The sequence below is a fragment of the Pantoea sp. ABR1s genome (assembly GCF_057812235.1).
Genome location: NZ_CM173823.1, coordinates 3,606,921 through 3,627,191, shown reverse-complemented (window position 1 = coordinate 3,627,191; position 20,271 = coordinate 3,606,921). Strand labels below are relative to the sequence as shown.

The window sequence follows — 20,271 nt, the reverse complement described above, 5'->3', positions numbered from 1 at the left end:
CTGGCAGAGAGGGGCGTTTGTATCATCGCGAGGGCGGGAATCCTTGTGCACAGCAGGCGGATGACAGGATGGTTATCCCAATGTTTGTATTCGGGAGTGGGAAATGAAGCCTTTTCTGCGCTGGTGTTTTGTTGCGACAGCTTTGACGCTGGCAGGATGCAGCAACTCCAATTGGCGTAAGAACGAAGTTCTTGCAGTGCCTTTACAGCCCACACTGCAGCAGGAAGTGATACTGGCGCGCATGGAACAAATTCTTGCCAGTCGCGCTCTCACCGATGATGAACGCGCACAGCTGTTATATGAGCGCGGAGTGTTGTATGATAGTTTAGGTCTGCGGGCATTAGCGCGGAACGATTTTTCGCAAGCGCTGTCTATAAGACCAGATATGCCCGAAGTGTTTAACTACTTAGGCATATATTTAACGCAGGCGGGCAACTTTGATGCCGCCTATGAAGCGTTTGATTCTGTACTTGAGCTTGATCCAACTTACAACTATGCGCATTTAAACCGTGGTATCGCCCTCTATTACGGCGGTCGATACAAGTTAGCGCAAGATGATCTGCTGGCGTTTTATCAAGACGATCCTAACGATCCTTTCCGCAGTTTGTGGCTCTATCTCGTTGAACGTGAGATGGATGTCGACAAGGCAAAAGTCGCGCTTCAACAGCGTCACGACAAAGCGGTCAGAGATCAATGGGGATGGAATATTGTCGAGTTCTACCTTGGAGATATCAACGAGAAAACGTTGATGGAAAGTCTCAAGGCGGACGCAACGGATAACACCTCGCTCGCTGAACATCTCAGTGAAACCAACTTCTATTTAGGTAAGTACTACCTAAGTCTGGGGGAGAAGGACGACGCGAAAGCGTTGTTCAAACTGGCGGTGGCCAACAACGTCAATAACTTTGTTGAACACCGATACGCATTGTTGGAACTGGCGCAACTCGGCCAGGCACAAGACGATTTATCAGAATCTGACCAGCAATAGCTGACGAACTTAATTTGCCTGTAAAACCTGTTAAGTCATCATCTTAAAGGATGAAGGCTTTTCTGTTCGTCAAAACTTTTAATTTGAGCCGGTTCACACTTTTTGATGAAAATGACTGAAAGTTTTCACGACGAGTTATGTAGACTGGCCGCCGCAATCTAAGAGGCACGTGTACTACATGACTGATATTCAAACCACTTTTGCTGACCTTGGCCTGAACGCCGACATCCTTGAATCACTGAATGGCATGGGCTACGTAAAGCCATCCCCAATCCAGGCTGAGTGTATTCCTCACCTGCTGGCGGGCCGTGACGTGTTAGGCATGGCGCAGACCGGGAGTGGTAAAACCGCGGCGTTCTCTCTGCCGCTGTTACATAACATTGATCCTACTGTTAAAGCGCCACAAATCCTGGTGCTGGCACCTACCCGCGAACTGGCGGTACAGGTTGCTGAAGCAGTTACCGAATTCTCTAAACACATGCGTGGCCTGAACGTGGTTGCCCTTTACGGCGGCCAGCGTTATGACGTGCAGCTGCGCGCACTGCGTCAGGGACCACAGGTTGTTGTGGGTACGCCTGGCCGTCTGCTTGACCACCTGAAACGCGGCACGTTAGACCTTTCTAACCTGCGTGGCCTGGTGCTGGATGAAGCAGACGAAATGCTGCGCATGGGCTTCATCGAAGACGTTGAAACTATCATGGCGCAAATTCCAGCCGATCATCAGACCGCGCTGTTCTCTGCAACCATGCCGGAAGCGATTCGTCGTATCACCAAACGCTTCATGAAAGATCCACAGGAAGTGCGTATTCAGTCAAGCCTGACCACGCGTCCTGATATCAGCCAGAGCTACTGGACCGCTTACGGTCGTAAAACAGACGCACTGGTTCGCTTCCTGGAAGCAGAAGACTTTGATGCTGCCATCATCTTCGTGCGTACCAAAAACGCAACCATGGAAGTGGCAGAAGCGCTGGAACGTAGTGGCTATAACAGCGCCGCGCTGAACGGTGACATGAACCAGGCTCTGCGTGAGCAGACGCTTGAGCGCCTGAAAGATGGTCGTCTCGACATTCTGATTGCAACCGACGTTGCGGCCCGTGGCCTGGACGTTGAGCGCATCAGCCTGGTTGTTAACTACGACATCCCGATGGACTCAGAATCTTACGTTCACCGTATCGGCCGTACCGGTCGTGCTGGCCGTGCTGGCCGTGCGCTGCTGTTCGTTGAGAACCGCGAACGCCGTCTGCTGCGTAACATCGAACGTACCATGAAGCTGACTATTCCTGAGGTAGAACTGCCTAACGCAGAACTGCTGGGTGAGCGTCGTCTGGCTAAGTTCGCTGCTAAAGTTCAGCAGCAGCTGGAAAGCAGCGATCTGGATCAGTACCGTGCTCTGCTGGCTAAAATGCAGCCAGAAGAGGAAATGGATCTGGAAACACTGGCAGCTGCACTGCTGAAGATGGCACAGGGCGAACGTCCTCTGATTCTGCCACCAGAAGCACCGCGTCCGGCACGTCGCGAATACCGCGATCGTGACGAGCGTGATGGCCGTCGTGACAGCCGTGAAGCGCGTGGCGATTCTCGTGCTCCGCGTGAAAACCGCGAAAGCCGTGATGGCGATCGTCCACGTCGCGAACGTCGTGACGTTGGCGAAATGCAGCTGTACCGCATCGAAGTAGGCCGCGATGATGGTGTTGAAGTTCGTCACATCGTTGGCGCTATCGCTAACGAAGGCGACATCAGCAGCCGTTACATCGGTAACATCAAGCTGTTCGGTACCCACTCGACTATCGAGCTGCCGAAAGGCATGCCAGGCGATGTGCTGCAGCACTTTACCCGTACCCGTATTCTGAACAAGCCGATGAATATGCAGTTACTGGGTGATGCACAGCCGAACGAAGGCCGTGGTGACCGTCGTCCAGCTGGTGCTGGCGGTGAGCGTCGCAGCGGTCCAGGTGCAGGCGGTCCGGGCGCAGCTAACCGTGAAGGTGGTCGTCGCTTCTCTTCTGAACGCCGTGAAGGTGGTCGTGAAGGCGGCGGACGTACTTTCAACCGTGAAGGTAGCCGTGGTCCACGTCGTGAAGAGGGCGCAGCCGCCGCTCCACGTCGTCGTGATGCATAACGACTTAGCGTCGTAACAAAAAGGGAAGCCAATGGCTTCCCTTTTTTTATGCCTGTCAGGCACCGCCGCTGATCATCACGCGCTCGCCGCTGACCCAGGCGGACTCTTCAGAGGCCAGAAACAGCGCAACCTGCGCCACATCTTCCGGCAGACCAAAGCGTCCCAGCGGCGTGGCTGCCAGCAGTTGCGCTTTGAGCTGTGGGCTCATCCTCTTCGCGGCCAGTAATCCCTCCGTCAGAATCATGCCTGGTGCCAGGGCGTTAACCCGGATGTTCTTTGCGCCCAGCTCGCGCGCCAGTCCCTGGGTCAGGGTATCCACTGCGCCTTTGGTTGCCGCCCAGAGCACGGAACCCGGCGTGCTGTTTTTACTGTTCAGGGCGCTGAGATTAATAATGCTGCCGCCGTGCGCCGGGAAGTGATGAATCGCCTGCTGACAGACCATCAGCGTACCCAGCAGGTTAACGTTAATCTGCTGCTGCATCTCCTCCAGCGTCAGCGCCGCAAACTCGCCGTGATGAAAGCTGCCCGCATTGTTCACCACAATGTCGGGCGCGCCGAAGCACTCTGCGGTGGTGGCGAAGAGCCGTTCCACATCGCGCAGGAGAGAGATATCTGCCTGTACCGCCAGGGCTTCACTGCCCAGGGTGACGATATCGCTGACCACGTCAGCCGCTCCCACTTCATCCTGACGATAGTTGACCACGACGCGGGCGCCAGCCGCGGCAAAAGCGATGGCAATCGCCGCACCAATGCCTTTTGAGGCGCCTGTTACCAGCGCGATTTTATTCTGCAGTGCCTTCATTATGTTGTTCTCCGCCGTAATGATTGCGTCGAAAGACTATGCGCGCTGGCGCCGAAAAGCGGGTAGTGCAATCCTGCAAGCTTCTTGCACGATCCTGCAAAAGTAACGCAACGGGACAGGTATTCCGCTCAGCGTCAGGTAATATCAGCACAGATAGCGGGAGGGGAGAACACAGTGACAGAGAGTGAGAAGTGGCAGGGGCTGGCACAGTTAATTGCCCGTCATGCTCCGGAGGATGGGCGGCATTCAAGCGCCATAGATTGCCTTTTTTTTGGCCGGGTTTCAGCACCGACTGAGCCAATGCACTTTGCTCAATGGGCCAGTTTTGCCCTGGTGGCACAGGGCGGTAAGGCGCTGCATATCGGTGATGAGGTGCTGCACTATGGTCCGGGCGATCTGCTGCTGGTGACGCTGGATATGCCGGTGCGCGCCTGCGTCACCGTCGCCACGCCGGAAAAACCCAATCTGGGGATTGGTATTGCCATCAATGAATCCCGGCTGATGCGCTACCTCGAACAGTTTCCCCCGACGCTGCCGCTGGTGACACCAGACAGTGAACGCGGCGTCACCGTGCATAAGGTCTCACCTTTGCTGGTGGATGCGGTTATCCGGCTGGTACGCCTGCTTGACCATCCTGAGGACATTGAGGCGCTGGCCCCGCTCATTGAGCAGGAGATTTTCTATCGGCTGCTGACCGGGCCGGAAGGTTCGCGCATCCTGAATATGGCGCTGGCTGAGCGGCCGGGCAACCGGGTCGCGCAGGCTGCCCGCTGGCTGCGGGAAAACTTTCATCAGCCGCTGAAGATCGATCGGCTCGCCAGCAGTGTCGGCATGAGTATCTCTTCGCTGCATCATCACTTCAAAGCCGTCACGGCCATGACGCCGATGCAATACCAGAAACAACTGCGGCTGAATGAGGCGCGACGTTTGATGATGGTAGAAAAGCTGGATGCCGGTACGGCAGGCTATCGGGTGGGGTATCAGAGCGCGTCACAGTTCAGCCGGGAGTATCGCCGCCTGTATGGGCAATCTCCGGCCAGGGATAGTCGTCAGCTGGCGGTGAGCCCGGATAGATTGCGCCCACCGCAGAACTGATTACAGGCTGTTAGCCGCTTCCATCGCAATGGCGAAGGAGCGCAGGCGCGCTTCGGAATCAAAAATCTGGCCATTGACCATAATTTCATCCGCCTGGGTTTCACGCATCAGTGAGGCCAGCCCATGACGCACTTTGTCCGTATCGCCGACCAGCGACATGCTGAGCGCCTGCTGTACACCGTACTGTTCTGATGGCGACCAGAGGTTATCCATGTTTTCAACCGGTGCCGGTAACGGGCCCGGTTTGCCGCGGCGCAGGTTGATAAACTGCTGCTGCTGCGAGGTAAACAGGAAGCGCGCATCACGCTCACTGTCTGCGGCGATCACGTTAATGCAGACCATGGCATAAGGCTTGTCGAGACGCGCCGATGGCTGGAAGTTTTCGCGGTAGACGTGCAGCGCCTGGAACAGCTGGTCAGGGGCAAAATGGGAGGCAAACGCAAACGGCAGGCCCATTTTCGCTGAAAGCTGTGCGCTGTAGAGACTGGAGCCGAGCAGCCAGACCGGAATCTGCAGGCCCAGACCGGGTACCGGCTGCACTGGCGGCTGCGCATCCGCTTCGGCATCGAACCAGCTAATCAGTTCAGCCACATCCTCGGGGAACGTGTCGATGTGCATGTTGGCCTGATGACGGCGCAGTGCCATCATGGTGCGCTGGTCAGAACCTGGCGCGCGACCTAAGCCGAGATCGATACGGCCAGGATAGAGAGAGGCCAGCGTACCAAACTGCTCGGCGATCACCAGCGGCGCATGGTTGGGCAACATAATGCCGCCGGAGCCCAGCTTCAGAGTCTCGGTATTCGCCGCCAGATAGCCAATCAGCACGGAGGTGGCTGCGCTGGCAATCCCCGTCATGTTGTGATGTTCAGCCAGCCAGTAGCGTTGATAGCCCAGTTTTTCAGCCTGACGCGCCAGCGCCAGCGAATTATGGAACGCATCCCGAGCGGTCGCGCCCTGTGGAATCGGCGCGAGATCCAGCACGGACAGGCGAAGAGGTTTTTTATCAGACATGACTACTCCCGTTGTATGGCGCAGGCGTTAAGTTAAGGCCTGCACCATTTAGTATTACGCATCATTCCTTATATTAAAACTGCTAACCTCAGCAGGAATATAGCCGGTATGTGCTTTTATTCAGGATGCCAGCGTCATGCCCGCCAGTTTGCGCCAGTAACCATTACAATCACTGCCTTTTGCGACCATTAGCGGAGCCTGACCGTTTTCATTGGCGCGGAAACGGTCGATCTCTGCCAGCGTCGTCACATCCTGCGGCGAGAGCCGTATGCAATCGACCTGGCCGTGCATACCAGCCAGATCGTTACCCAGGTTATAGCAGTAGCCGCTCATGGTCTGAATGCCATTGAGGACGAACACCTGCTGCCCCTCCTGGGAGTTGACGCGCCGGCCTGTCGGATAGTTGATACAGCAGGTTTCGCAGTCATCTTTCGCGCGGTTTTCCGAGCGGGCGGTGAAGCAGCGCGCTGAGAGCGCCAGCGGCAGATGACCGTAGCCCAGCACCTCCACCTCAAACTGCTGCCGAATACCCCGCGTCTCGCACTGCTCCAGCAGCTGCATCAGCCAGTCACGTGACATCTCCACCGGCATACACCAGCGCGTCATGCCCTCTTTGACCAGCAGCTGCAGCGTGTCGGCGTTATAAACATTGAGCGTCGGGCCCGCGACAAAGGGCAGATGACGCTCAGCGGCCATGTTTACCGTGCCGATATCATTGGCTTCAATCAGGAACTCACCGTTCTCTACGTAACGCTGAAGCTCTTTCAGCTCAGAGGGCGATTGCAGCAGCGCCAGCGTGCTCAGCACCACCTGTTTGCCGCTGGCCGCGAGTTCACGGGCCAGCGCCATCCAGCGGGCATAGGGCGTGGCGCGACGTTTACTGCACACCGCTTCGCCAAGGTAGATAATATCCGCGCTACTGCGGGCAGCCTGCTGGTAAAAATCTTCCAGCGTATCGGTCGGCCAGTACCAGAGCACCGGCCCAAGGGCATATTGCATCATGACTCCTTATTGCCATTCACGGTGATAAGCACCCAGCGTGGTTTGCGAACCTTCTGAGAGATCGCCCAGCGTCTGCATCCACTGTGGTGCGACTTCAAACTGTTCCGGCTGCGCCTTGCAGCGATCAATTGCCTGACGCCAGACGCGCGCCACGTCAGCGACATAGGCAGGGCTGCGCTGACGGCCTTCGATTTTCACCGAGGCGATGCCTGCCCGCAGCAGTTCCGGCAGCAGCTCCAGCGTGTTCAGACTGGTGGGCTCCTCGAGCACGTGATAACGCTTGTCGTTAACCATATACCGTCCTTTGCAAAGTGTCGGATAACCCGCGCTTTCGTCCGGGGCGTAGCGATCGATCAACACTTCATTAAGACGTGACTCCATGCCCTGCGGCGTCTGCTGCCAGCGCACAAACTTCGCCGGGGAGCAGGCACCGGCGCTGTTAGGCGATTCACCGGTCAGCCAGGAAGAGAGGTAGCAGCGGCCTTCCGCCATGATGCACAGGCTGCCAAAGGCGAATACCTCCAGCGGCACCGGTGTGCTGCGCGCCAGCTGTTTAACCTGGTGAATCGACAGGACGCGCGGCAGCACCACACGCTGCAGATTGAAGTGGCGATGGTAAAAGCGAATCGCCTCCAGATTGGTCGCCGAAGCCTGTACAGAAAGATGACGTTCAACCTGGGGATAGCGCGTCGCGGCATACTCCAGCGTGGCGATATCTGCCAGGATCAGCGCATCGGCTCCGTTTTGCGCCGCCACATCAATCGCCCGCTGCCAGCGACCCATGCCATCCGGATGGGCAAAGGTGTTGATCGCGACATGCAGTTTGCGACGATGCTGATGAAGATAACGCGCGGCTTCAGCCAGTTTTTTATCGGTGAAATTCAGACCCGCAAAATGACGGGCATTGGTGTCATCTTTCAGCCCCACATACACCGCATCAGCGCCATTCTCTACAGCGGTGCGCACTGCGGGTAAGTTTCCTGCCGGGCAGAGCAGTTCCATAGATATTCCTCTCAACATGCAGATGGGCGTCGAGTCTAGGCATCTGGTCCGGGCTGCGTGTTGATTTGGGGCAGTGAAATTCAAATTCATCCGCCCGGCGGCGCTTTTTTTACCTGCATGGCAGCGGTTTTTATTGATCTCAGAGGAGGCGCGCAGAAAAGGATATGGCAATATACGTAAAATTTTCTGAAGGGAGTGACGAAAGTGTTAGAGCGGATACATGCCCATTGTGTGAAAAACGGTCCTAAAATCTTAGGGTTACCCGCTGCGTTCACCCCATTCCCGGTCAAAAAGTTGCTTCTGCAACAACTCTTAAACTGGCAATTTCGTCATGCTTTGGCTGAAGGTGAGTTAGACTTTCTGGATGGTCGCCTGCTGGGTATTGAAATTGCCGATCTCAATCTGCAATGGATAACCACGCTGCAGGACGGCCGACTGGCGGTATTGCAACAGTCCGAAGCGGATGTCTGGTTTCGGGGCAATGCCAATGATCTGTTGCTGGTGGCAGCACGTAAAGCAGATCCCGACATGCTGTTCTTTCAACGCCGGCTGGTGATTGAAGGTGACACTGAACTGGGACTTGAGGTGAAGAACGTAATGGATGCTATTGAACCCGAGGCTATGCCCACCGCGTTACGCACGGCAATTGAGCAGATGGCGGCATTTGTCGACGCCGGCATGAAACAGGACGCGAAGGCCGCTCAGGCGCGCGCAGGTGCTGCATGTTGATTCGTAGTGAAATTGGCGTGGATGCCGCAGGCATCGACGCGCTGCTCAGACGCTGCTTCAGTACCTCTGCAGAGGCGGAACTGACTCAGGCGCTGCGTGAAGATGGCTTGCTGACCTTAGGCGTGGTCGCGACGGATGACGAGGGACAGGTGCTGGGTTATGCCGCATTCAGTCCGGTCAGCGTTCAGGGTGAAGATCGCGGCTGGGTTGGGCTGGCACCGCTGGCCGTCGATGAGACGCTGCGCGGTCAGGGAATTGCCAGCAAGCTGATCTATGAGGGGCTGGATACGCTCAATGAATTTGGCTACAGCGCGGTAGTGGTGCTGGGCGATCCGGCGCTGTTCAACCGTTTTGGTTTTGAACCGGCGGCACGCCACGGCCTGCGCAGCCGCTGGCCGGGCACAGAGGCAACGTTCCAGGTCTACCGTCTGGCGGATAATGCGTATGACGGGGCGGAAGGGCAGATCGACTACGCCGAACCCTTTAATCGCCAGCCGTAATACCCAGCCAGCTCTCCAGACAGCCGGGCTGGCCCGCCACCAGCAGTAATTTCTGCTGGCGGGTCAGCTGCTTGACCTGATACTCCAGTCTGGAGGCGCTGGCGCGATCGCCCGCGTCACAGTGAAACACCAGGTCCAGCGGCCCTTTGCCGCGCAGCGCGCGGGCGCCGCGTCCGCTCTGGTGCTGAGCGACCCGGCGCACCACATCCGTGGTGATACCGGTGTACAGGCTCCCTTTCGCCGTACGGACGATGTAGAGTTGCCACTGCTGACTCATCGCAATCATTTCCCAAAAAAAGGTGCCGGGCAGTGTAGCGCGCTTCACTCTCCGGTGCACCGCCAGGAGTTTATCTTGTCCGATCACGCCCATCTGGTTCGCTATCTGAGAAAGCAGCATGTGCTTTCACTCTGCTGTACCGCCGACGATCAACTGTGGTGCGCTAACTGCTACTACGTCTTTGACGAGACGCGCATGGTCTTCTGGATCATGACGGAACCCGATACCCGCCATGGTGAGTTAATGGTGCAGAATCCGCAGGTTGCGGGCACCGTCAATGGCCAGCCCAGAAGTGTGCTGCTGATTAAAGGGGTGCAGTATCGTGGCCATGTCAAACGGCTGGAGGAGACAACAGAGCAGATCGCCAGAGCCGCTTACCAGAAACGTTTTCCGGTCTCACGCAAAGTGTCGGCACCGCTGTGGGAGATTGTGCTGGATGAAGTGAAGATGACGGATAATGCGCTGGGATTCGGCAAGAAAATTGCCTGGCAGCGGGAGAAATAGAAACGCCCTTTTCAGCAGAAAAGGGCGTCGCGGCTTACAGCGCTTCGAGGATCCGCAGGGATTCACGATTAAAGGCCGGTAAATCGGCCGGAGTGCGGCTGGTGACCAGCTTATCGTCGTCTACCACCACTTCCTTGTCATGGAAGTCGGCACCGGCATTGATCAGGTCAATGGCAACGGCTTTAACGGTAGTCATCTTGCGACCACGCACGCCGTTAGCGCTAATCAGCAGCTGTGGCCCGTGGCAGATGGCAAAAATTGGCTTGCCGCTGGCGACAAACTCTTTGGTAAAAGCAACAAAACGATCGTCGCCGCGCAGGGCATCGGGCGAGTGACCGCCAGGCAGGAGCAGAGCGTCAAATTCAGCCGGGCTGACGTCATCAATGCTGCGATCGATGGTCACTTCCGCTTCGCCTTTCTTGCCTTTAACGACATTACCGGCTTGTTTCTCAATGGTAACCACCTCAAAACCAGCGCGTTTGTAAACTTCCGCAGGTGAGGTAAATTCTGAGTCTTCAAATTCATCGGTAATTAAAACCGCCACTTTCTTGCTCATTTTTTTCCTCCTTCAGCATGTGGAGCGCGAGACGCGCTTTCCGGATAACGCTATAAGCCTGGTCGCTGAGAGTGAGAACGCAAGCCAGCCCGTTAAGATCAGCTATCTTTTAACCAGTCAGCAGTGAAATAAGGATGAATCTGAGATGAATCGCGTATTACTGACCGGTGCCACCGGCTTAGTCGGGTCGCATCTGCTGCGCTTACTGATTGAGGATCCACGCGTCGATGAGATCATCGCGCCAACCCGTCGGCCACTACCCGCCATGGACAAGGTGGTGAATCCGGTTGAGGCCGATCTCACCGATGTACTCGGGCCGCTGCAAAGCTCGCTGGACACGGTGTTCTGCTGCCTGGGCACCACGCGTAAGCAGGCGGGCAGTAAACAGGCTTTTATCCACGTTGATTACACCCTGGTGGTGGACAGCGGGTTAAGCGGATTACGTCTGGGGGCGAAGCAGATGCTGGTGGTCAGCGCGCACGGGGCCAGTCGTCACTCGCCGTTTTTGTACAATCGCGTCAAAGGCGAAATGGAGAATGCGCTGCGCCATCAGGGCTGGCCTCGCCTGACGCTGGTGCGGCCTTCATTGCTGCTTGGGGATCGCGCGCAGAAGCGCCGGGGCGAAAGTCTGGCGGGACCGCTGTTTTCGCTGCTGCCGGGCAACTGGCGGGCGGTCAGCGCGCACGACGTGGCACGCTGTCTGCACCAGCAGGCTTTTACGCCGGGGAGTGAGAGCGTCAATATCATTGAGTCTGGCGAAATCCCGCGCCACTCAGCGTAACTGCCAGATAATCTGATTACGGCTGCCGCGCCATTGCAGCGTGGCATCCTTCTCCTCTTCGACAAAACGGCCATCGATCAGCACGTCGAGATAGACCAGCACAGCGCGCTGCGCCGCATTCAGCTCCTGCATCCGGTAACCGGTCCAGAGCCAGATATCTTTACCGGGACACGTCTGCCGCACCCGTTTCACCAGACGGCGAATGTGCGGCACGTTATGCGGGTGCAGCGGATCGCCACCACTCAGCGACAATCCCTGGCGTGGAATGCGGGTGTCCTGCAAATCCGCCAGCAGTTGCTCCTCCATCGCAAGCGTAAAGGGCACGCCGGAGTCGATCCGCCAGGTGCTCTGGTTATAGCAGCCGCGGCACTGATGTTCGCAACCAGCGACAAACAGCGTGCAGCGGGTGCCGGGTCCATTAACGATATCCACATCATAGTAGCGATGGATGTGCATCATCCCAGCGGTCCTTCAGACAGATGCTTCACCCGACGCTGCACTTCCTGCTGTTTACCGGCATTAAAGGGCCGCGCATCCGGGCTGCCCAGATAGCCGCAGACCCGCCGGGTAACGGAGACGCGCGCCGGATCGTGGTTGCCGCAATTCGGACAGGTGAAGCCGCGGCTGGTACAGGTGAACTCGCCGTTGAAGCCGCACTCGTAACACTCATCAATCGGGGTATTGGTGCCGTAATAGGGCACGCGGTCGTAGCTGTAATCCCAGACATCCTCCAGCGCCTTGAGGTTGTGCTGCACATTCGGGTATTCGCCGTAACAGATGAATCCGCCATTCGCCAGCGGCGGATAGGGCGCTTCAAAGTCGATTTTGTCGTAAGGATTGACCTTCTTCTCAACGTCAAGATGGAAGCTGTTGGTGTAGTAGCCCTTGTCGGTAACGCCTGGCACCAGACCAAACTGCGCCGCATCAAGACGGCAGAAGCGGTCGCACAGATTCTCGCTTGGCGTGCTGTAAAGGCTGAACCCATAGCCTGTTTCTGCTTTCCAGCGCTCGGTGGCATCGCGCATGTAAGCAATGATCTCTACCCCTTTGGCGCGCAGGGCCGCGTCATCGTAAGGATGCTGATGACCGCCGCTGAGCGCATTCAGGGTTTCATGCAGGCCGATATAGCCCAGCGACAGCGACGCGCGGCCATTACGGAAAATAGGACCGACTTCATCATCCGCATTCAGCCGAACGCCACAGGCGCCTTCCATATAGAGGATGGGCGCCACGCGCGCTTTGGTCTTCTCCAGCCGCGCCACCCGCGTCATCAGCGCCCGCTTAGCCAGCTGCAGTCGCGCATCGAGCAGCGTCCAGAAGCGCGCTTCATCACCGCCCGCTTCCAGTGCGATGCGCGGCAGGTTCAGGCTGATCACCCCGATATTGTTGCGGCCCTCATGAATCTGCTCGCCGTTCTCTTCATAAACGCCAAGGAAACTACGGCAGCCCATTGGGGTTTTAAACGAGCCGGTGACTTTAACCACCTGATCGTAATTGAGGATGTCGGGATACATCCGCTTGCTGGCGCACTCCAGCGCCAGTTGTTTGATATCGTAATTAACGTCGCCCGCCCGGCGGTTGACGCCTTCGCGAATGCTGAACACCAGTTTAGGGAACACCGCCGTCTTGCGATTTTTACCCAGTCCGGCCAGCCGGTTAAGCAGAATCGACTGCTGAATCAGCCGGGCCGCCCAGTCCGTCCCCAGACCAAAACCAAAGGTGACAAACGGCGTCTGGCCGTTGGCGGTGTGCAGGGTATTCACCTCATACTCCAGCGACTGAAAGGCGTCGTAGCACTCTTTCTCCGTACGCTGGCGCGCATACTGCTCGGCCTGCGGGATCTGCCACTGCTCCGCAATTGCCAGATGCCGGGCATAGCTCTGCTCAACAAACGGGGCCAGCACTTCATCAATACGGTTAATGGTGGTGCCGCCGTAAATATGGCTGGCGACCTGCGCGATGATCTGCGCCGTCACGGCGGTGGCGGTGGCGATCGATTTAGGCGGCTCGATTTCAGCATTGCCCATTTTGAAACCGTTGGTCAGCATGCCTTTCAGATCGATCAGCATGCAGTTGAACATCGGGAAGAAAGGGGAGTAGTCGAGATCGTGATAGTGGATCTCGCCGCGCTCGTGCGCCAGCACCACATCGCGCGGCAGGATCTGCTGCTGTGCGTAGTGTTTTGCCACGATCCCGGCCAGCAGATCGCGCTGCGTAGGGATCACTTTGCTGTCTTTGTTGGCATTCTCGTTCAGCAGCGCCGCATTGGTCTGATCGACCAGTCCGCGAATGGCGTGATGTAACTGGCTCTGACGATCGCGGGCGACGTCGCGATCGTGGCGGTATTCAATGTAGGCGCGGGCCAGTTGAGGGTAAGGACCCGCCATCAGCGTCTCTTCTACCGCACACTGAATTTCACGGATATCCACTTCCGGACAATCGGCCAGCCGCAATGCCACGCGCTCAGCGACCTGCGCGCACCAGGCCGCGTCTTCTACTTCGGCTGCCCGTGCCGCCGCCGCCACGGCCTGCTCAATACGCTGCGCATCAAAGCCTGTCCGGCATCCATCACGCTTGATTACCACCGTCGCCATTTCTCTCTCCATAAACTACATATAGGGGTAGAAAGGATTCTATTCGCTACATGTAGTGATTGCTGAGAATTATTGCGATCAGATTTGACCTGAAACAAGGAAGCCTCAACCCGCTGGAAAACTCCGGCTGATGTAAAAAATCGGGTGCTGGTTCAGGTTTCCTGCAGGATCCACTGGCGGATTGGCGTGCAGCAACTTTAATCAACGTTCTGCCCTGTCAAAACGTTGACGTTACAAGGATGCCCGCCAATGTGGTTACCCCGTTCTCTGCTCCTGCTCTCAGCCCTCTGCCCGATCGCTCTGGCCAGTTCGCTGCCGCTGATGCCCTGGCCGCAACAGGTGGAACAGCCCGCCAGCGGCGGCACGCTTATCCTGACGCCGCAGCTGACGCTGCAAATCTCCGGCGATCATCTGGCGGGTGCCGAAGCGCGCTGGCTGGAGCGCATCAGTAATCAGACCGGCTGGCCGCTGTTGCCCGCCACCCAGCCGGTGGCAGCACCGACTATCCGCATCGTCATTGTGAAGGCGGTGGATCCGCTGCCGCTGCCTGATAGCGATGAGAGCTATCAGTTGCAGGTCGATGGCGACGGCGTCCTGTTAACCGCGCCCAGCCGTTTCGGCGCGATGCGCGGCATGGAAACCCTGCTGCAGCTGATACAAAACGGCGCACAGGGGACAACCATTCCTTATGTCACCATCCACGATCATCCGCGCTTTCCGTGGCGCGGCGTGCTGATCGACACGGCGCGTCACTTTATGCCGGTGGAGACGCTTAAACGTCAGATCGACGGCATCGCCGCCGCGCGAATGAACGTCTTTCACTGGCATCTTACCGATGATCAGGGCTGGCGCTTCGCCTCCAGCCACTATCCCCAGCTGCAGCAGAAAGCCAGCGATGGCAACTATTACAGCCAGCAGCAGATGCGGGAGATCGTGAAATATGCCACCGATCGCGGGGTGCGTGTGGTGCCCGAGCTGGATATGCCGGGACATGCTTCTGCGCTGGCGGTGGCGATGCCAGAGCTGATTAGCGCACCCGGCCCCTGGCAGATGGAGCGCGGCTGGGGCGTCTTTAAACCGCTGCTCGATCCCAGCAACGAACAGGTTTATCAGGTGATCGACACGCTGGTGGGTGAGATGGCGGCGATCTTCCCCGATCCCTGGCTGCACATTGGCGGCGATGAGGTGGATCCGACACAGTGGAACGACTCGCCCGCGATTCAGCAGTTTATGCGCGACCACGATCTGAAAGATGCCCATGCGCTTCAGGCATATTTCAATCAGCGGGTAGAGAAGATCCTGGAAGCCCATCACCGTCAGATGGTGGGCTGGGATGAGATTGCCCATCCCGACTTGCCGCGCAGTATTCTGATCCAGTCGTGGCAGGGCCAGGATGCGCTGAGCGCGCTGGCAAAAGAGAACTACCGCGGCATCCTCTCCACCGGTTTCTACCTCGATCAGCCTCAGCCTGCCAGCTATCACTACCGCAATGAGGTCACGCCACAGGGCCTCAACGGCCAGGATCGTCTGCGGCCAGGCGACCAGGCGCAGAGCTGGTCATTCACCATGCCGCGGCTGAAAGGCAGCCCGGTGAAGGGCAGCTTTACGCTGATACAGGGAGAACCAGGCTGGCGCGGTTTTATCGACTTCGATGGCAAAGCCCGCCGGATGGTCGGTCAGATCAACTGGCTCTCGACTCAGCAGGTGCGGTTTAGCGTGGATAGCTGGATGGGGCCGTTCCAGCCGGTGTTCACGCTGCAACAGAACGCCCTCAAAGGTTATGCAGAGGTAGGCAACGTGCGTTATCCCACCACCGGCCAACGGCTGGCGCAGACGCCTGCGGGCATCGCGCCCGCGCTGCCCACACCTGCGCAGGTGCAGCAAAATCTGCTGGGTGGCGAGGCGGCGCTGTGGGCGGAAAACATCAACAGCCAGATTATTGATACCAAACTGTGGCCGCGCGCCTTTGTGGTGGCCGAGCGGTTATGGTCGGCACAGGATGTCACCAATACCGACTCGATGTATTCGCGGCTGGCGGCGATGGATCGCTGGAGCAGCGTGTCGGTCGGAACGCTGCAACACGCGCAGACGGAGCAGCAGATGATGCGGCTGGCCAGGGGGCATGACATCGCCCCACTGCGGGTACTGGCCGAGGTGCTGGAACCGGCGCAATACTACACGCGCCAGCATCTCAAGTTTCAGGCGGGCCATTACGACTACCATGAACCCCTGAACCGGCTGGCAGATGTACTGCCCGCTGAGAGTGAGGCGGTACGTCAGCTGGAGCAGCAGGTCGCCGTGTTAATCGCCAATCGTAATAATCCGGCTGCCGCCTCTGCGGTTCGCGCGCCGCTGCAGCGCTGGCAGGCTAACACCAGCGCGGTGCTGCCGATCATTAACGCCAGTGCAACGCTGAAGCCGCTGGCACAGAGCGTGCAGCAGATCGAGGCGCTGAGCGCCATGGGCCTCGCGCTGGTTAATGCTTACGTTCGCAATCAGGCGTTTGGTGCCAGTGAAGTGGCGGAGATGCGTGCGACACTGGATGCCGCCGCAGAGGTACAGGATGAAACAGTGATTGCGCTGGTCAGGCCGCTGGAGACGCTGCTGCGCGCCTTTCAGTAAACGCTGCGGCCGGATTAACCGGCCATAGCGTCCTCAGGCCGGGCCGCTGACCGAGTGGCGGCGCACCAGGGTCGGGCTGAACATGTGGGTCACTTCCGGCAGCGGCTGATTGTTAGCCAGCGCCAGCGCCAGCTGGGCCGCCTGCTGCGCCATGGTGACAATCGGATAGCGGATGGTGGTGAGGCGCGGTCGCACATAGCGCGAAACCAGCACATCATCGAAGCCGATCAGCGACATCTCTTCCGGCACCCGAACGCCGTTATCGCTCAGCACCGCCAGCGCGCCGGCGGCCATTGAGTCGTTGTAGCAGGCGACGGCGGTGAAATTCTTGCCGCGACCCAGCAGTTCCGTCATCGCCTGCTCACCGCCCACTTCATCCGGTTCACCCCAGGTGACCAGCCGATCGCTGCACGGCAGGCCATGTTCTTTAAGCGCATCGTAGTAGCCCTGCAGGCGATCTTCTGCATCGGAGATAGTGTGGGTCGAGCAGATAAAGGCGATATTCTGGTGGCCAAGCTGGATCAGATGACGGGTCGCCAGCCAGGCGCCGTAGCGGTCGTCGAGCGCGATGCAGCGCTTTTCAAAGCCTTTTATCAGCCGGTTCAGCAGCACCATGCCAGGCACCTGCTTCATCAGCACTTCCAGTTCTGCATCCGGGATTTTCTTGGCGTGAACCACCAGCGCCGCGCAGCGGTGACGCATCAGTTGTTCAATCGCCTGCCGCTCTTTTTGCTCATTATGGTAACCGTTACCAATCAGCAAAAAGTTACCGGTGTCACCTGCCACCTCATCCACGGCTTTAACCATTGCGCCAAAAAAGGGATCGGAGACGTCACCGACAATCAGGCCGAGCGTTTCGGTCGATTGCTGCGCCAGCGCACGTGCGTTGGCATTCGGGTGATACTGAAGCTGCTCCATCGCCTGACCTACGGCCTGTCGGGAGCTGTCGCTGGCTTTGGGAGAATTATTGATTACACGGGAGACTGTGGCGACAGAAACGCCAGCCAGTCGCGCAACATCCTTTATGGTAGCCATGCGTTGACCTGCTTTGGGGAAAACGTTTACACATCGCATCAGTGTTACGGAAAAGGGCGGACACATCAACCCGACAGAATGCCAGCGTCGTCGCAAAAAGGGGTAAAAACGGTCACTGCTGCACGTCTTCTGCTGAGGCGTCGCACCATGCTATGCTCAATCTCCCACCTGGCTACCGTGAAAAACAACGATGAAAACCAAAGTGCCACATCTGGCGCACTGGGGCGCCTTTACCGCCGTCACTGAAAACGATCGCCTGATTGGCTGCGAACCTTTCTTCGCCGATGCCGATCCGTCACCGATGATCCACACCATTCCTGAACTGGTCTATTCCGACAAACGCATTCGTCAGCCGATGGTGCGGCGCTCGTGGCTGAAGTCACGCGAAAAGAGCGACCGTACGCTGCGTGGCCGGGAAGATTTTGTTGCCGTCGACTGGGAAACCGCGCTGGATCTGGTGGCGGAGGAGAATCGCCGCATTCGCGAGCGCTATGGCGCATCGGGCATTTTCAACGGCTCCTACGGCTGGTCATCGGCCGGTCGCGTCAACCATGCCCGCACTCTGGTTCGTCGCTTCTACTTTCAGGGCGGCGGCGGCGTTGATCAGCAGGGTAACTACAGCTGGGGCGCCGCGCAGTTCTTCCTGCCCTATGTTATTGGCACCTACATGCCGCTGACCGGGCGCGTCACCGAATGGCCGCAGGTGGTGAAACATGCCGAAATTTTTGTCGCCTTTGGTGGGCTGGCGCTGAAAAACGCCCAGGTCGCCTCGGGGGGCGCAGGGCAGCACAGCCTGAAACCGGCGCTGATGCAGCTGGCGGCCAAAGGCACGCCGGTGGTCAACATCAGCCCGATGCGCGATGACTGCCCGGAATTTGTTAACGCCGAATGGATTCCGATTCGCCCCAACACCGACGTGGCGCTGATGCTGGCGCTGGGACATGAGATCACCCAGCGCGGCGCGGTTGACGAAGCGTTTCTCGCCAGCCACTGCACCGGCTGGCCGCAGCTGCGCGCCTATCTGCTGGGCGAAACCGACGGCGTGGCGAAAACCGCCGGCTGGGCCAGCCGTATCACCGGCATCCCGGCCGATCGCATTGTGCAGCTGGCGCAGCAGCTCACCGGCAAGCGCAGCTTTATTACCTGCTCCTATTCCGTTCAGCGCGCCCATCGCGGCGAGCAGCCTTACTGGATGATGATTGCGCTGTCGTCGATGCTCGGCCAGCCAGGCCTGCCGGGCGCAGGTTTCTCTTTTGGTCACGGTTCGATGAACAGCGTCGGCAACCCGCGCCAGGACGGTCCGGCTCCGATGATGAGCACCGGCCCCAATCCTTCCGGGCTGTCGATTCCGGTGGCGCGGATCAGCGATATGCTGCTCAATCCCGGCCAGCCTTACCGCTTTCAGGGCGAAACCCTGCACTATCCCGACATTCACATGGTGCACTGGGCGGGCGGCAATCCTTTCCATCATCACCAGCAGCTCAACCGGCTGGTGGAGGGCTGGCAGCGGCCCGATACGGTCGTGGTGCAGGATATCGTCTGGACACCCGCCGCGCAGATGGCGGACATTGTGCTGCCTGCGACCACCACGCTGGAGCGCAATGACATCGGCGGCTCCTCACGCGACCGCTTTGTGCTGGCGATGCATCAGGCGATTAAACCGCAGCATCAGGCGCGCAACGACTTCGATATTTTTGCTGACCTGGCGGAGCGCCTCGGCTACCGCGATACCTTCACCGAAGGGCGCAACGAGATGCAGTGGATCGCCCATCTTTATCAGCAGTGTGCGACCGCGCATCAGCGTAAAGGCATCGATTTCCCGTCGTTTGAGGAGTTCTGGCAGCGCGGCTTTGTGGAGATCCCCGAAGGGGGCAAACCCTATCAGTTTATGGATGATTTCCGTGCCGATCCGCAGGCCAATCCGATTAAAACCGCCAGCGGCAAAATCGAGCTCTTCAGCCAGACCATTGCAGACTACCAGCTGGACGATTTCGCCGGCCATCCGGAATGGCGTGAACCGCAGGAGTGGCTCGGTTCGCCGGTCAGCCGCGACTATCCGCTGCACATGATCTCGATTCAGCCTTCCGACCGGTTACACAGTCAGCTGGATGCTACAGAAACGGTGCAGGGCAATAAAACCGCCGGACACGAAACGCTCTACATGCATCCGCAGGATGCGGCCGCGCGCGGGCTGGTGGAGGGCGACGAGATAGAGGTGAGCAACGCACGCGGCGTGATGCTGGCGGGCGTGCGGATCACCGATGGCGTGACGCAGGGCGTGGTGATTATCGCCACCGGCGCCTGGTTTGATCCCGGCTTTGGCAAGGCGTGGCAGCCGCACGATCGCGCGGGTAACCCCAACGTGCTGACGCTCGACATCGGCACCTCGTCGCTGACGCAGGGGCCAAACGCCATGAGCTGCCTGGTGGAAATCAAAAAACATCAGGATTGCACAATAGCGTAAGGATCTCATGGCTGGTTACATTTTGCCGGTAACTGTTGCGTTTGAGAGATGGCAGCCGATCGATCCCTCTTGCTACATTCAGGGTCCCAGAGGTATTGATGGGTGAACATCAATAGATTTTCTTGATTACACCAACCTGCGCAGATGCGCAGGTTTTTTTTTGCCAGAAATCGGCTGCCGATAACGAACT

19 protein-coding genes are annotated in these 20,271 nt (G+C 58.1%); 10 read left to right on the top strand and 9 right to left on the bottom strand.

What is annotated here, in order from left to right:
• The first annotated feature begins 103 nt into the window (after nucleotides 1-103).
• From nlpI to ACXKZD_RS17080, 3 genes are all read left to right on the top strand, one after another.
• Entirely contained in the window at nucleotides 104-988 is an 885-nt protein-coding gene (gene nlpI, locus ACXKZD_RS17090; RefSeq protein ID WP_010251765.1) for a lipoprotein NlpI, read from the top strand.
• Nucleotides 989-1,093: 105 nt separating this feature from the next.
• The gene (yrbN, locus tag ACXKZD_RS17085) at nucleotides 1,094-1,150 is read left to right on the top strand and encodes a protein YrbN (RefSeq protein ID WP_098053093.1); all 57 of its coding nucleotides are present in this window, start codon (nucleotides 1,094-1,096) and stop codon (nucleotides 1,148-1,150) included.
• 16 nt (nucleotides 1,151-1,166) lie between these two features.
• Nucleotides 1,167-3,107 (top strand): DEAD/DEAH family ATP-dependent RNA helicase, encoded by a 1,941-nt coding sequence (locus ACXKZD_RS17080; protein WP_031592043.1) that lies wholly within the window; start codon nucleotides 1,167-1,169, stop codon nucleotides 3,105-3,107.
• Between the two features lie 55 nt (nucleotides 3,108-3,162).
• On the opposite strand, the gene ACXKZD_RS17075 is transcribed toward ACXKZD_RS17080, so the two are convergent.
• A complete protein-coding gene (locus ACXKZD_RS17075) occupies nucleotides 3,163-3,909 on the bottom strand; it encodes an SDR family NAD(P)-dependent oxidoreductase (RefSeq protein ID WP_488981764.1) in 747 nt (248 codons plus the stop codon).
• 174 nt (nucleotides 3,910-4,083) lie between these two features.
• Between ACXKZD_RS17075 and ACXKZD_RS17070 the strand changes: the two genes are divergently transcribed.
• Complete coding sequence (locus tag ACXKZD_RS17070; protein WP_033770876.1) at nucleotides 4,084-5,004, top strand: AraC family transcriptional regulator; 921 nt, start codon at nucleotides 4,084-4,086, stop codon at nucleotides 5,002-5,004.
• Here the strand turns inward: ACXKZD_RS17070 and ACXKZD_RS17065 are convergent, their stop codons facing one another.
• The 3 genes from ACXKZD_RS17065 to ubiU form a co-directional block, all read right to left on the bottom strand.
• A complete protein-coding gene (locus tag ACXKZD_RS17065; protein ID WP_010251755.1) occupies nucleotides 5,005-6,015 on the bottom strand; it encodes a luciferase-like monooxygenase in 1,011 nt (336 codons plus the stop codon).
• A 120-nt stretch (nucleotides 6,016-6,135) separates the two neighbouring features.
• Nucleotides 6,136-7,014, bottom strand: a complete 879-nt coding sequence (locus tag ACXKZD_RS17060; RefSeq protein WP_488982093.1) for a U32 family peptidase — start codon at nucleotides 7,012-7,014, stop codon at nucleotides 6,136-6,138.
• A gap of 9 nt (nucleotides 7,015-7,023) precedes the next feature.
• Nucleotides 7,024-8,019 carry a ubiquinone anaerobic biosynthesis protein UbiU gene (gene ubiU, locus ACXKZD_RS17055; protein WP_010251751.1) on the bottom strand — a complete coding sequence of 332 codons (996 nt, stop codon included), beginning with the start codon at nucleotides 8,017-8,019 and terminating at the stop codon, nucleotides 7,024-7,026.
• Nucleotides 8,020-8,223: 204 nt separating this feature from the next.
• Here ubiU and ubiT point away from each other — a divergent pair, with 204 nt between their 5' ends.
• Together ubiT and ACXKZD_RS17045 are read left to right on the top strand one after the other, a co-directional pair.
• Nucleotides 8,224-8,748, top strand: a complete 525-nt coding sequence (gene ubiT / locus ACXKZD_RS17050; protein ID WP_010251750.1) for a ubiquinone anaerobic biosynthesis accessory factor UbiT — start codon at nucleotides 8,224-8,226, stop codon at nucleotides 8,746-8,748.
• Nucleotides 8,742-9,248 (top strand): GNAT family N-acetyltransferase, encoded by a 507-nt coding sequence (locus ACXKZD_RS17045; RefSeq protein WP_010251747.1) that lies wholly within the window; start codon nucleotides 8,742-8,744, stop codon nucleotides 9,246-9,248. Before ubiT ends, ACXKZD_RS17045 begins: the two co-directional genes overlap by 7 nt.
• On the opposite strand, the gene ACXKZD_RS17040 is transcribed toward ACXKZD_RS17045, so the two are convergent.
• A complete protein-coding gene (locus ACXKZD_RS17040) occupies nucleotides 9,232-9,525 on the bottom strand; it encodes a GIY-YIG nuclease family protein (protein ID WP_031292823.1) in 294 nt (97 codons plus the stop codon). The genes ACXKZD_RS17045 and ACXKZD_RS17040 overlap by 17 nt on opposite strands.
• Before the next feature lie 75 nt (nucleotides 9,526-9,600).
• Between ACXKZD_RS17040 and ACXKZD_RS17035 the strand changes: the two genes are divergently transcribed.
• Nucleotides 9,601-10,029 (top strand): YhbP family protein, encoded by a 429-nt coding sequence (locus ACXKZD_RS17035; RefSeq protein ID WP_022625289.1) that lies wholly within the window; start codon nucleotides 9,601-9,603, stop codon nucleotides 10,027-10,029.
• 34 nt (nucleotides 10,030-10,063) lie between these two features.
• Here ACXKZD_RS17035 and ACXKZD_RS17030 read toward each other — a convergent pair whose 3' ends face one another.
• The gene (locus tag ACXKZD_RS17030) at nucleotides 10,064-10,585 is read right to left on the bottom strand and encodes a type 1 glutamine amidotransferase domain-containing protein (protein WP_010251739.1); all 522 of its coding nucleotides are present in this window, start codon (nucleotides 10,583-10,585) and stop codon (nucleotides 10,064-10,066) included.
• 145 nt (nucleotides 10,586-10,730) lie between these two features.
• On the opposite strand from ACXKZD_RS17030, the gene ACXKZD_RS17025 reads away from it, so the two are divergent.
• The gene (locus ACXKZD_RS17025; protein ID WP_062759372.1) at nucleotides 10,731-11,366 is read left to right on the top strand and encodes an NAD(P)H-binding protein; all 636 of its coding nucleotides are present in this window, start codon (nucleotides 10,731-10,733) and stop codon (nucleotides 11,364-11,366) included.
• On the opposite strand, the gene nrdG is transcribed toward ACXKZD_RS17025, so the two are convergent.
• Both nrdG and nrdD read right to left on the bottom strand, forming a co-directional pair.
• On the bottom strand, nucleotides 11,358-11,825 hold the full coding sequence (gene nrdG / locus ACXKZD_RS17020) for an anaerobic ribonucleoside-triphosphate reductase-activating protein (protein WP_488981763.1): 468 nt from the start codon (nucleotides 11,823-11,825) through the stop codon (nucleotides 11,358-11,360). The genes ACXKZD_RS17025 and nrdG overlap by 9 nt on opposite strands.
• Nucleotides 11,822-13,960, bottom strand: a complete 2,139-nt coding sequence (gene nrdD, locus ACXKZD_RS17015) for an anaerobic ribonucleoside-triphosphate reductase (protein ID WP_033759656.1) — start codon at nucleotides 13,958-13,960, stop codon at nucleotides 11,822-11,824. The genes nrdG and nrdD overlap by 4 nt, the downstream gene beginning before the upstream one ends.
• A gap of 249 nt (nucleotides 13,961-14,209) precedes the next feature.
• Here nrdD and ACXKZD_RS17010 point away from each other — a divergent pair, with 249 nt between their 5' ends.
• A complete protein-coding gene (locus ACXKZD_RS17010; protein ID WP_488981762.1) occupies nucleotides 14,210-16,582 on the top strand; it encodes a beta-N-acetylhexosaminidase in 2,373 nt (790 codons plus the stop codon).
• Nucleotides 16,583-16,615: 33 nt separating this feature from the next.
• Here ACXKZD_RS17010 and galR read toward each other — a convergent pair whose 3' ends face one another.
• Nucleotides 16,616-17,617, bottom strand: a complete 1,002-nt coding sequence (galR, locus tag ACXKZD_RS17005) for an HTH-type transcriptional regulator GalR (protein WP_010251726.1) — start codon at nucleotides 17,615-17,617, stop codon at nucleotides 16,616-16,618.
• 190 nt (nucleotides 17,618-17,807) lie between these two features.
• On the opposite strand from galR, the gene ACXKZD_RS17000 reads away from it, so the two are divergent.
• On the top strand, nucleotides 17,808-20,081 hold the full coding sequence (locus ACXKZD_RS17000; protein ID WP_488981761.1) for a molybdopterin guanine dinucleotide-containing S/N-oxide reductase: 2,274 nt from the start codon (nucleotides 17,808-17,810) through the stop codon (nucleotides 20,079-20,081).
• The last annotated feature ends 190 nt before the right edge of the window (nucleotides 20,082-20,271 follow it).